At 68.1% G+C, this 11,540-nt stretch carries 13 protein-coding genes; 7 read left to right on the top strand and 6 right to left on the bottom strand.

The window, feature by feature from the left end; genetic code table 11:
- The first annotated feature begins 136 nt into the window (after window positions 1–136).
- Together AAEX57_RS09840 and AAEX57_RS09835 are read left to right on the top strand one after the other, a co-directional pair.
- Complete coding sequence (locus tag AAEX57_RS09840; RefSeq protein ID WP_342092718.1) at window positions 137–1,138, top strand: ABC transporter ATP-binding protein; 1,002 nt, start codon at window positions 137–139, stop codon at window positions 1,136–1,138.
- A gap of 1 nt (window position 1,139) precedes the next feature.
- A complete protein-coding gene (locus AAEX57_RS09835; protein WP_342092714.1) occupies window positions 1,140–2,126 on the top strand; it encodes an ABC transporter permease subunit in 987 nt (328 codons plus the stop codon).
- 35 nt (window positions 2,127–2,161) lie between these two features.
- On the opposite strand, the gene purE is transcribed toward AAEX57_RS09835, so the two are convergent.
- Window positions 2,162–2,704, bottom strand: coding sequence for a 5-(carboxyamino)imidazole ribonucleotide mutase (gene purE / locus AAEX57_RS09830; protein ID WP_446721155.1), 543 nt, complete (start codon window positions 2,702–2,704; stop codon window positions 2,162–2,164).
- Complete coding sequence (locus AAEX57_RS09825; protein ID WP_446721378.1) at window positions 2,697–3,833, bottom strand: 5-(carboxyamino)imidazole ribonucleotide synthase; 1,137 nt, start codon at window positions 3,831–3,833, stop codon at window positions 2,697–2,699. Before AAEX57_RS09825 ends, purE begins: the two co-directional genes overlap by 8 nt.
- A gap of 132 nt (window positions 3,834–3,965) precedes the next feature.
- On the opposite strand from AAEX57_RS09825, the gene AAEX57_RS09820 reads away from it, so the two are divergent.
- Window positions 3,966–4,499, top strand: a complete 534-nt coding sequence (locus tag AAEX57_RS09820; protein ID WP_342092712.1) for a PH domain-containing protein — start codon at window positions 3,966–3,968, stop codon at window positions 4,497–4,499.
- 131 nt (window positions 4,500–4,630) lie between these two features.
- Here AAEX57_RS09820 and AAEX57_RS09815 read toward each other — a convergent pair whose 3' ends face one another.
- Complete coding sequence (locus AAEX57_RS09815; protein ID WP_342092711.1) at window positions 4,631–5,428, bottom strand: biotin--[acetyl-CoA-carboxylase] ligase; 798 nt, start codon at window positions 5,426–5,428, stop codon at window positions 4,631–4,633.
- 80 nt (window positions 5,429–5,508) lie between these two features.
- Here AAEX57_RS09815 and AAEX57_RS09810 point away from each other — a divergent pair, with 80 nt between their 5' ends.
- From AAEX57_RS09810 to AAEX57_RS09795, 4 genes are all read left to right on the top strand, one after another.
- Complete coding sequence (locus AAEX57_RS09810; RefSeq protein WP_342092710.1) at window positions 5,509–7,092, top strand: acyl-CoA carboxylase subunit beta; 1,584 nt, start codon at window positions 5,509–5,511, stop codon at window positions 7,090–7,092.
- Between the two features lie 14 nt (window positions 7,093–7,106).
- On the top strand, window positions 7,107–7,352 hold the full coding sequence (locus tag AAEX57_RS09805) for an acyl-CoA carboxylase subunit epsilon (RefSeq protein ID WP_342092709.1): 246 nt from the start codon (window positions 7,107–7,109) through the stop codon (window positions 7,350–7,352).
- Between the two features lie 167 nt (window positions 7,353–7,519).
- Window positions 7,520–8,182: a DUF937 domain-containing protein gene (locus tag AAEX57_RS09800; protein ID WP_342092708.1), complete on the top strand. Its 663-nt coding sequence runs from the start codon at window positions 7,520–7,522 to the stop codon at window positions 8,180–8,182.
- 69 nt (window positions 8,183–8,251) lie between these two features.
- On the top strand, window positions 8,252–8,851 hold the full coding sequence (locus tag AAEX57_RS09795) for a Maf family protein (protein ID WP_342092707.1): 600 nt from the start codon (window positions 8,252–8,254) through the stop codon (window positions 8,849–8,851).
- Here AAEX57_RS09795 and AAEX57_RS09790 read toward each other — a convergent pair whose 3' ends face one another.
- From AAEX57_RS09790 to AAEX57_RS09780, 3 genes are read right to left on the bottom strand one after another with little or no spacing between them, the layout of a single operon-like run.
- Window positions 8,852–9,523: a methionine ABC transporter permease gene (locus AAEX57_RS09790; RefSeq protein ID WP_342092706.1), complete on the bottom strand. Its 672-nt coding sequence runs from the start codon at window positions 9,521–9,523 to the stop codon at window positions 8,852–8,854.
- Window positions 9,520–10,512: a methionine ABC transporter ATP-binding protein gene (locus AAEX57_RS09785; protein WP_342092705.1), complete on the bottom strand. Its 993-nt coding sequence runs from the start codon at window positions 10,510–10,512 to the stop codon at window positions 9,520–9,522. Before AAEX57_RS09785 ends, AAEX57_RS09790 begins: the two co-directional genes overlap by 4 nt.
- Window positions 10,509–11,354, bottom strand: coding sequence for a MetQ/NlpA family ABC transporter substrate-binding protein (locus AAEX57_RS09780; protein ID WP_342092704.1), 846 nt, complete (start codon window positions 11,352–11,354; stop codon window positions 10,509–10,511). The genes AAEX57_RS09785 and AAEX57_RS09780 overlap by 4 nt, the downstream gene beginning before the upstream one ends.
- Window positions 11,355–11,540: the final 186 nt, after the last annotated feature.

Raw genomic sequence — 11,540 nt, 5'->3', positions numbered from 1 at the left:
CCCCCCCCCCCCCCCCCCCCCCCCCCCCCCCCCCCCCCCCCCCCCCCCCCCCCCCCCCCCCCCCCCCCCCCCCCCCCCCCCCCCCCCCCCCCCCCCCCCCCCCCCCCACTGCCGTAGTTTCACCGGGGTGGAGACCATGACCGAGCTGGCGATCAGCACCAGCGGACTGCGCAAGAGTTACCGCACGCTACGCGGCAGCCGGGTGGCCGTCGAATGCCTTGACCTTGAGGTGCCGCGCGGCGGCGTGCACGGCTTCCTGGGGCCCAACGGTTCCGGCAAGACCACCACCATCCGGATGCTGCTCGGGCTGGTCCGCCCCGATCGCGGCCAGGTGCAGTTGCTGGGCCGCGAGGTGCCCCGACGCCTGCCTGAGGTGATCAACCAGGTGGGTGCCGTGGTGGAACGCCCGCGCTTCTTCCCCAACTTCTCCGCCCGGCTCAACCTGGAACTCGGCGCCGACGCCGCCGGGGTGCCCCGTGCCCGGGTGGGCCGGGTGCTGGACCAGGTGGGCCTGACCGACCGCGCCAAGGATCCCTACCGCACCTTCAGCTTGGGCATGCAGCAGCGGCTGGCCGTCGCCGCCACCCTGCTCAAGGATCCGGAACTGCTGATCTTCGACGAGCCGACCAATGGGCTCGACCCGTCCGGCATCCACGAGGTGCGCGAGACCATCCGCAACCTCGGACGGGAGGGCCGCACCGTGCTGGTCAGCTCCCACATCCTCTCCGAGGTGGAGCAGATGGCCGACACGGTGAGCATCATCGGCAAGGGCAAGCTGATCACCTCGGGTTCCGTGGTGGACCTGCTGGGCGCCCGCGCCAGCCGGATGCGGATCCAGGTGGACGACCCCACCCGTGCCGCGCAAGTGCTGGTGCAGCAGGGAATGGCCGTCACCACCGAGGGCACCGCCCTGTTGGTGGAGGGTGCCGGGGATCCGGCCCGGATCACCCACCTGCTGGCCGACGACGGGCTCTACCTGCGCGAACTGGTCAGCGTCCGACGAGATCTGGAGGCGGTCTACCTGGAACTCACCCACCAGCAGGGCCCGCACCCCACCCAGGGGCCGGGGATCGAGCTACCGCCCCTGGTGCCCAGCCGCCGCCACGACGACGTCGTCGCCACCGCCAAGGAGAACTGACATGCTGCGACTCGTCACCGCGGAGCTGCGACGCCTGGTGCGCCGCCGGCTGACCATCGTCACCGTATTGCTGGCCCTGATCGCCCTGGGCTTGCTGGCCTTCGGCGGGTGGAAGTCCACCCGGCCCATGTCCGCGGAGGTGCAGGCCGCCAACGTCCAGGCCTGGAAGGAAGCGCAGGCCGACTGGGAGAAGAGCAAGGACAAGCAGATTCAGCAGTGCATCGATGAGAACAAGGTGGCCGCCAAGTATGGCAACGCCACCTGGGAGTGCACCGAGGCCAATCTCGCGCCGGCGCCCTACGCCTACGGGGCGGAGCCCGCGCCCGTGTCCACCCTGACCTCCGGCGTGGACATGGTCCTGGGGATGGGCCTGAGTCTGGTCGGGCTGCTGGTGGGTGCCAGCTTCATCGCCGCCGAGTTCACCAGCCGCAACCTGGGCAGTTGGCTGGTCTTCGAACCTCGCCGCAGCCGGGTCTTCTGGGCCAAACTGCTGGCGCTGGCGCTGGGCATGCTGGCGCTGTGCGTGATCACCGCCACGCTCTACCTGGCAGGGGTGTGGGCGATCGCCCAGCTCAACCACCTCACGCCGGATCTGACCCCCCGAATGCAGCTTTCCGTGCTCTACGGGCTGGGGCGCGCGACCATCCTGGCCATCGCAGCGGCTCTGGGCGCGGCCGGGCTGGCCTTCCTCACCCGGCACACCTCCGCCGTACTGGCCGTCTGTGCCGCCTGGCTGGGCTTCACCGCAATCGTTGGCGGCAACGGCGACAGCCGGGCCCAGCGCTTCGGCGTGGTCAGCAACATCGACGCGTGGATGAATGGCTCGTCGAGCTACACGGTCAGGATCTGCCAACGAGGCACGGAGATGAACTGCGTCTACCCCACCCGCTATCTGGACCGCGTCGACGGGGCGCTGCTGCTCTTCGGGCTGGCGGCTCTGACGGTGCTGCTGGGCTGGGCCGCCTTCCAGCGTCGCGACGTCTCCTGAAGCCGCCGCCTTCAACGGCCCCGACGGGAGGTCCGTCAGCGGTTGTGCTGGCGGACCTTCTCACCCTTGGCCAGGGCGACGTCGCGCAGCGAGGCCTGGAAGTCCAGCATCTTCTGGGTCAGTTCCGGGTCCCCGGCCGCGATCATCCGGGCCGCGAGCAGACCGGCATTGCGGGCATTGCCGATGCTCACCGTCGCCACCGGCACCCCGGCGGGCATCTGCACGATGCTCAGCAGGGAGTCCATCCCGTCAAGGTACTTCAGCGGCACCGGTACGCCGATCACCGGCAGCGGGGTGAGGGCGGCGAGCATGCCCGGCAGGTGGGCCGCTCCCCCGGCGCCCGCGATGATGGCGCGCAGCCCGCGGGTGTGGGCCTCGCGGCCATAACGCACCATGTCCTCCGGCATCCGGTGGGCGCTGACGACGTCTGCCTCCCAGCCGATCCCGAACTCGTCCAGCGCGACGGTGGCGGCCTCCATCGTGGGCCAGTCGGAGTCGGATCCCATCACGATGCCCACCAGCGCGGGCTTGCGCTCCGCTTCGGCCAGCACGGACAGCGGGGTGATCGAGTCAGGCATCGGGGTCTCCCATCAGGTAGCCGGCGGCGTGCCGGGCGCGCTTGGTGACGTCGTCCAGGTCCTCGCCGTAGGTGGTGACGTGGCCCACCTTGCGGCCGGGCTTCACGTCCTTGCCGTACAGGTGCACCCGCAGCCGACGGTCGCGGGCGAAGCAGTGTTGCAGGGCGCCGGTCAGGTCTGGTTCGTCGCCGCCCAGAACATTGGTCATCACGACGTGTGGGGCGCGCAGCCCCGGATCACCCAGCGGCAGGTCCAGCGCGGCGCGCAGGTGATTCTCGAACTGGCTGGTGTTGGCCCCGTCGATGCTCCAGTGACCGGTGTTGTGCGGGCGCATCGCCAGCTCATTGACCACCACGGAGCCGTCCTTGCGCTGCATCAGCTCGACGGCCAGCAGCCCGACGACGCCCAGCTCCCCGGCGATCCGCAGGGCCAGCTGCTGCAACTCGCTGGCCTGCTCCTCGGACAGGTCCGGCGCCGGGGTGATGGTCTCGGCGCAGATGCCGTCGCGCTGCACGGTCTCGCTGATCGGGTAGGCGACGGCCTGTCCTTGCGGGGAGCGGCAGACCAGGGCGGACAGCTCGCGCGCGAAGTCGACGAATTCCTCCGCGACGATCACGGTGCCGCTCCGGTCGATCACGCCGCCGTCGACGGTGGTGGCCTCCTGGGCCAGCGCGTCAAAGGGTTCCTGGGCCTGCTCGGGGCCGTCGATCTTCCACACGCCCTTGCCGTCATAGCCGCCGCGGGAGGTCTTGGCGATCACCGGCCAGCCGATCCGCTCCCCGAAGGCGATCAGTGCGTCGCGATCCTCACAGACCTCGAATTCCGGGTTGGGGGCACCCAGCTCGGCCATCCGACGGCGCATCACCGCCTTGTCCTGCGCGTGCACCAGGGCTTCCGGGCCGGGACGGACCGACACTCCCAGCTCCTCGATCTCGTGCAGCAGGGCTGTGGGGACGTGCTCGTGGTCGAAGGTGACCACGTCGCATCCCTTGGCGAAGTCCAGCGTCGCCTGCCGGTCGGTGTAGTCGCCGACGGTGACGTCGCGCACCACCTGGGCGGCGGAGACCTCGGGGCCCTCGGCCAGCAGGCGGACTCGCACCCCCAGACCGATGCTGGCCTGGTGCATCATCCGGGCCAACTGGCCGCCGCCGATGATGCCGATCACATAAGGACGAGGACTGGCTGAATTCACGCACAGACCTTACCGCGTGCGCGCCGCCGGACCGGTAGGCACTGACCGGCGCGCGGCTACTGTTGACGCATGGCCACTTCTTCCCCCCGTGCCCGCAAACACCTGGGTGCCGACGAGCAGATCGTGCGACGGATGCACACCCACGCCAAGGCGCTGATCCTGCCGGTGCTGGCCCTGCTGCTGCTGGCGGTGGGGCTGGGCTTCGGTCTGGCCATGATGCCCGCCAGCGCCGAGCCCTATGGCACCTGGGGTCTGTTGGGTGCCGGAGTGCTGGCCCTGTTCGGGCTGGTGATCCTGCCGGTGCTGCGCTGGTGGTCCAATACCTGGACGCTGACCACCCGCCGGATCATCCACCGTGAGGGCATCATCACCCGTAGCGGGCATGACCTGCCGCTCACCCGGATCAACGACATCGCCAGCGAACGCGGCCTGATCGACCGGATGCTGGGCTGCGGCACGCTGAAGCTCACCACCGCCGCGGAGGATCCGGTCTACCTGACCGACATCCCCGACGTGGAGCGGGTGCATGTGATGCTCTCCGAGTTGCTCTTCGGCACCCCAGAGCAGGCGCTGGCGGAGCCCGACGACGAGCTCCATGACTGAGGCCCTGCTCACCGTGGCAACAATTTGATGGTTTGAACGAGCCAAATTTTTTCTGTGACCACCAGGCTGCCAATCTGGTCGCAGATCACTGCCCGGACGCCCCGGTGAAGAGCTGGCCACCCCGCCAGCGGTTACTGCAGGCGCAGGTGGAAGACGTCGCCGGCGCTGAAGGCCTGCCGGCCCTGCGGGGTGCGCACCACCAGCCGGCCCCACTGGTCCACCGATTCCCCGGTGCCCAACACATTGGTCTGCTCATCCACCATCACCCGCAGTGGCACTCCGATCGAGGCGCATCGCTCGGCGTACTCGTCGTGCACGTCGCCGTCGCGCTCCCATACCTGGTAGAGCCGGGCGAATTCGGTGAAGACCGCGGCCAGCACGCTGCTCTTGTCGGCTTCCAGACCGGCCAGCCGCAGCGAGGTCGCGGTGGGCACCGGCAGCTCGGACTCGTCCAGGGAGAAGTTGATCCCGACGCCGACGACGGCGGCCGCGGTCCCATGCTCCGGCTCGATCCGCTCGGAAAGGATGCCGCAGACCTTGCGACCGTCGATCAGCACGTCATTGGGCCACTTGAGTTCCACTCGGCCGGGTGGCGCCTCGGTGGCACGCTCGATGCCCGTCGCGACGGCCATCCCGGCCAGCAGGGAGAGCCAGCCCCAGTCCAGCGCGGGACGGCTGGGACGCAGCAGCAGCGAAAAGGCCACGGAGGCTCCAGCCGGCGTCTCCCAGCGGCGCTCGAACCGGCCTCGCCCGGCGGTCTGTTCCTCACTGACCAGCACGATCCCGGCGTCCGTGCCATTTCTGGCACGCTCGGCCAGATCCGCATTGGTGGAACCCGTAGTGGGCACGCAACGGATCTCTTTCCACAGCGTTACGCCCGAAAGCAGCTCGCTCAGCCGGGCGGAATCGACGGGTTCACTGGCAGGCATGTGGTGAGGCTAGTCCCGATGCGTGGAATTGCCCAAGCGAACGCTCCCGCGAGCGCCCACCAGACGCTAGGGTCTGCCTCATGGAGATCGACATCCACACCACAGCTGGAAAGATCGCCGATCTGGGAAGCCGCATTGACGCTGCTGTCAATGCTGCCTCGCCCGCGGCGGTCGAGAAGCAGCATGCCAAAGGCAAGATGACCGCACGCGAACGCGTCCTCGCACTGCTTGACGAGGGCTCCTTCGCCGAACTCGACCAGTTCTCACGGCACCGCTCCCAGGCCTTCGGGATGGAGAAGAAGCGGCCCTATGGTGACGGCGTCATCATCGGCGTCGGCGCCATCCATGGTCGTCCGGTCTGTGTGTTCAGCCAGGACGTTGCCATCTTCGGTGGCGCGCTGGGTCAGGTCTATGGCGAGAAGATCGTCAAGATCATCGACTTCGCGATCAAGACCGGCTGTCCGCTGATCGGCATCAACGAGGGCGGCGGCGCCCGCATCCAGGAAGGCGTGGTCTCGCTCGGCCTGTACGGCGAGATCTTCCGCCGCAACACCCACGCGTCGGGCGTGATCCCACAGATCAGCCTGATCATGGGTGCCGCAGCCGGTGGCCACGTCTACTCCCCCGCCCTGACCGACTTCACCATCATGGTGGACAAGACCTCGCAGATGTTCATCACCGGCCCCGCCGTGATCAAGACGGTCACTGGCGAGGACGTCACCTTGGAGGAGCTGGGCGGCGCCCGAACCCACAACACCAAGTCCGGCAATGCCCACTATCTGGCCGCCGACGACAGCGACGCTCTGGAATACGTGCGCGAGCTGATCAGCTACCTCCCGCAGAACAACCTCGAGGATGCCCCGATCTTCGACGACGAGGAAGTTGATCTCACGATCACCGACCACGATCGCAAGCTCGACACGCTCATCCCGGATTCGCCCAACCAGCCCTACGACATGCGCGAAGTGATCCGCTGCGTGCTGGACGACGACGAATTCCTCGAGGTGCAGGCGCTGTTCGCCCAGAACATCATTTGCGGCTTCGGCCGGATCGAGGGTCGTTCCATCGGCGTCGTCGCCAACCAGCCCACCCAGTTCGCCGGCTGCCTGGACATCGACGCCTCGGAGAAGGCAGCCCGCTTCGTGCGGACCTGTGACTGCTTCAACATCCCGGTGCTGACCTTCGTCGACACCCCCGGCTTCCTGCCGGGCGTGCAGCAGGAACACACCGGCATCATCCGTCGCGGCGCCAAGCTGATCTACGCCTACGCGGAGGCCACCGTGCCGCTGCTGACCGTGATCACCCGCAAGGCCTACGGCGGCGCCTACGACGTGATGGGTTCCAAGCACCTGGGCGCCGACGTGAACCTGGCCTGGCCCACCGCGCAGATCGCCGTGATGGGCGCCGAGGGTGCCGTCGACATCCTGTACCGCAAGGATCTGGCCGAAGTGGAGGAGCCCGAGGCCAAGGCGAAGCGTCGCGCGGAGCTGATCCAGGAGTACAACGACGAGCTGGCCAATCCGTATGTCGCCTCCGAGCGCGGCTACGTGGACCAGATCATCTACCCGCACGAGACCCGCGCCGAAGTGATTCGTGTGCTGCGTCTGCTGCGCACCAAGCGCGAAGTGCTGCCGCCCAAGAAGCACGGCAACATTCCGCTGTGACCGGGAGCGACGTCATGACGACAGACACCGCAGAAGAAGCCGTGGCCACCCCGCTCACCTTCGAGGTGAGCGGGGGCAACCCGGACGACACCGAGCTGGCGGCCGTGATGGCCGTCCTCCAGGCCGTCCACCGCGCCAATGTGCCGGTCGACCAGATCGATGACCGGCCGCTGGCTGGTGGCTGGAAGTCCTACCACCGCACCCTGCGTCGGGTGGTCAACCCCGGCCGCGAGGCCTGGCGGTACAGCGCCCGCCCCTGAGACAGGCAAGATCTCCACAGCTGACCTCAGCTCCCGCCCGGGATCCGGGTGGGAGCTGAGTCATGTTTGCCCGCAGCGTGCCGACTGTCCGCCCAGAGGCGAATATCCCGTTGTCTCCCCCGCTTTTGTGCCACGCTGGAAGCAGTCACTTTGAAAGGACCCACCGCATGAGCGCCCTGAACGACATCCTTGCCGCCCTGCCCATCAACCAGCTGGCCAGCGAACTCAACGAAGATCCCGCCGCTGTTGAGAAGGCGGCGGCACCGGCCGTCACCAGCATCCTGGGTGGGCTGACCCAGAACGCCCAGAACCCCGAGGGTGAGCTTTCGCTGGCCCAGGCCCTGGAGCAGCACAAGGACAAGGACCTGTTGTCCACCGACCAGCCGGTCGACCTGCAGGCCGTCGACACCTCCGATGGTGAGAAGATCATCGGCCACGTCTTCGGCAACCAGACCGACGGCGTCGCCCAGGCCCTCAGCTCGCAGGCCGGCGTCAGCAGCGCCCTGGTCAACAAGCTGCTGCCGATCCTGGCGCCAATCGTGCTGAGCTACCTCGCCAAGCAGCTGGGTGGCGGCAACAGCGCCGCGGGCAACATCCTGGGCCAGGTGCTCGGTGGCGCCGGCCAGCAGGCCGGTGCGGGCAGCGCCAACTCCGGCATGCTCGGTGGCGTGCTCTCGCAGGTGCTCGGCAGCGTGCTGGGCGGCAATGCCGCTCCGGCCAACAACCCCTTTGACACCACCAATGCGCAGGCCACCACCCAGCAGGCGCAGGCCACCGGTGGCGACATCGTCAGCCAGATCCTCGGCGGTCTGCTCGGCGGCAAGAAGTAACCCGACGCCCGGCCATCCGTTGGCCGGGTCACGCAGCATCCCGCACGCCTCCAGCCCTAGGCTGGGGGCGTGCGCTTCATTCTGGCTTCCTCCTCCCCCGCCCGCCTGTCCACCCTTGCCCGAGCGGGAATCCGCGCAGAGGTGATCCGGCCCGATGTCGACGAGTCCGCGGTGCGGGCCGCCACCCCGTCGCAGCTGACCGCGGAGCTGGCGCGGCTCAAGGCCGCGGCGGTGCTGGACAGGCTCGAGGGCCAGAGTGGCTTTGCCCTGGTGGCCTGCGACTCCATGCTGGAGCTGGACGGCAGGGCCTGGGGAAAGCCGGAGAAGCCGCAGGCTGCGGTGGAGCGCTGGCGGGCGATCCGGGGCCGCACCGCCACCCTGCGCACCGGGCACCATGTCGTCGTCGCGGACGAGCGGGGCCGACGCGAGGTGAACCGGGTGGGCAGCACCTCGGTGACCTTTGCCGACCTGGACGATGCGGAGATCGACGCCTATGTGGCCACCGGGGAACCGACCCGGGTGGCCGGCGCCTTCGCCATCGACGGGATGGGCGGCGCCTTCGTCACCGGCATCACCGGCGACTACCACAACGTGGTGGGCATCTCACTGCCGCTGGTCCGCCAGATGCTGCTGGATCTGGGCGTCGGCTGGTACCAGCTCTGGGGCTGATCAGTCGCGCTTGTGGGCCATGCCACGCACGATGGCGTCGCCAATGGACTGGATGATCTGCACGACGATCACCAGAACCACCACCGAGACCAGCAGCACCGGCGTGTTGAAACGCTGGTAGCCGTAGCGGATGGCGAAGTCACCCACGCCACCGCCGCCGATCGTGCCGGCCATGGCGGAGTAGCCGATCAGCATCACCAGGGTCAGGGTGGCTCCGGCGACGAAGGGGCTCATGGCCTCCGGCAGCAGCACCTTGCGGACGATCTGCCAGGTGCTGGCACCCATCACCCGGGCGGCCTCGATCTTCCCCGGGGAGACCTCGCGCAGGGCGGATTCCACCACCCGTCCGAAGAAGGGAATGGCGCCGATGGACAGCGGCACCACGGCGGCCATCGGGCCGTAGGCGGTGCCCACCACCAGCCGGGTGAAGGGGATCACGGCGATCAGCAGGATCAGGAAGGGCAGCGATCGAAAGACATTCACGATCGCGCCGAAGACCTTGTTGAACAGCTGGTTGGGCAGCAGTCCGTCGTGGTCGGTCAACCGCAGCAGCACCCCGACCAGGGTGCCGAAGACCAGGGTGATCACGAAGCTCAGCGCGGTCATCTGGGCTGTTTCCAGCAGGGCCTGCCACAGTTCGGGCAGGGACTCCAGGATCGACGTCTTGTTCATCGGCTCACCGTCACTCCACGCTGGTTGAAGAATTCCCGGATGACCTGGTCATCCACCGGGCCGTGCGGGTGGTCGAAGGCAACCCGCAAGCGGCCCACCTTGTGCCCCGCAATCCGCTCCACCGAGCCGCCCAGGATCGAGACGTCGATGCCGGTCTGCCGGGTGAAACTGCTGATCAGCGGCTCGTTCACGCCACTGTTGACGAAGCTGAGCAGCTGGCTGTGCACCCCGAAGGACTCGTCGTCGCGGCCCAGCGGGATCAGCTGGTCGGCGATCCGGCTGTCCGGATCGGCCACCAGCTCCAGCAGATTGCCCTGCTCCACCACCCGGCCGCCCTCCATCAGCGCGGCGCCGTCACAAATCCGCCGGACCACGTCCGACTCGTGGGTGATCAGCAGGACGGTCAGACCCATCCGGTCCCGCAGGTCCTTGACCAGGTCCAGGATCTGCTCGGTGGTGGTGGGGTCCAGCGCGCTGGTCGCCTCGTCCATCAGCAGCACCTTGGGGCGGGTGGCCAGCGCCCGGGCGATCCCCACGCGCTGCTTCTGGCCGCCGGACAGCTGCGACGGGTAGGCGCCCGCCTTGTCCGGCAGCCCCACCAACTCCAGCAGCTCGGCCACCCGCGGGGCGATCGTCTGCTTGGGCTCCCCCGCCAGTTCCAGGCCGAAGGCGACATTGTCGGCCACGGTGCGGCTGGCCAGCAGGTTGAAGTGCTGGAAGATGGTGCCCATCTCGCGTCGCACGGCGCGCAGCTGCCTGCCGTTGAGGGCGGTCCAGTCGGTGCCGGCCACCGTGATGGTGCCGCTGGTGACCGGTTCCAGATGGTTCAGGCAGCGCAACAGGGTGGTCTTGCCGGCGCCGGAACGGCCGAGGATGCCGAAGATCTGCCCCTGGGCTACGTCCAGGCTGACGTCGTCCAGGGCCACGACGGGCTCGGCCTGCTTGCCGCGCCCGTCGTAGACCTTGGTGACGTGGGAGAAGCTGATCACGACTGCTTGGCGGGCAGCACGGAGCCCTCGTAGTTGCTGGTGATCCAGTCCTGGATCTCCTTGCTCTGCAGGGCTTCGGCCAGCTTCTTGACCCGCGGGTCATCCTTCTTGTCGGCCTTGACCACCAGCAGGTTGGCGTACGGGTTGTTGGTGGCGGTCTCCAGCACCAGCGCGTCGGTCTTGGGCTTGAGGCCCGCCTCCAGGGCGTAGTTGCCGTTGATCACGCTGAGGTCAACCTTGGCGTCATCCAGGGTGGCGGCGAGCTGCGGGCGGTCGATCTGGATGAACTTCAGGCCCTTGGGATTGGCGCTGATGTTCTTCTCGGTGATCTGGGAGAAGTCCAGGTTCGCGTCCGTGGGGTTCACGTTCAGGGTGATCAGCTTGGCCTGCTGCAGCAGGAAGAGGGCGCGCACCAGGTTGGACGGGTCCTGCGGGATGGCGATGGTGGCGCCGTTGGGCACCTCGGTGAGGCTCTTCACCTTCTTGGAGTACAGGCCCAACGGCTCGACGTGCACGGTGGCGACGCTGGTCAGGTCGGTGACGCCCTTCTGCTTCAGCCAGGTGTCCAGGTAGGGCTTGTGCTGGAAGAAGTTGGCGTCCACGTCACCGCTCTGGGTGAGCTGGTTGACGTCGATGTCGCCGGCGATGCCCTTGATCTCGATCTTGGTGTCACCCAGCAGGCCGAGCTCCTGCACCTTCTTCAGGATGTCGGTGTGCGGCGTGGCGTCGGCCAGCACGACCAGCGGCTTGGAGGAGTCATTGCCGCCGGCGCCGCAGGCGCTCAGGCCGAGGGTCAGGACGACGAGCAGGCCCGCGAGCAGCGAGCGGAGGAACTTGTTCATTGGTTGGTCTTTCGTCAGGGCCCACCCGGGTGGGCTCGATCATTCGGGCAAGTGGTACACCGTCCTGACAACGCCACCGGGAGCCAGCTCAACCGGGCCCGCCCACTACCGGGCAGGGTTCAAAAGGCGTTGTCAGCCCAACATTCGACGCATCATGCGGGCGCACGCGATCACGGGCATGATGTG

Origin of the sequence: Luteococcus sp. H91 (assembly GCF_038433135.1) — a bacterium.
Lineage (GTDB): Bacteria > Actinomycetota > Actinomycetes > Propionibacteriales > Propionibacteriaceae > Luteococcus.
Note: the sequence above shows the minus strand (reverse complement) of the source record. Positions and strands in the feature narration are given on the sequence as shown.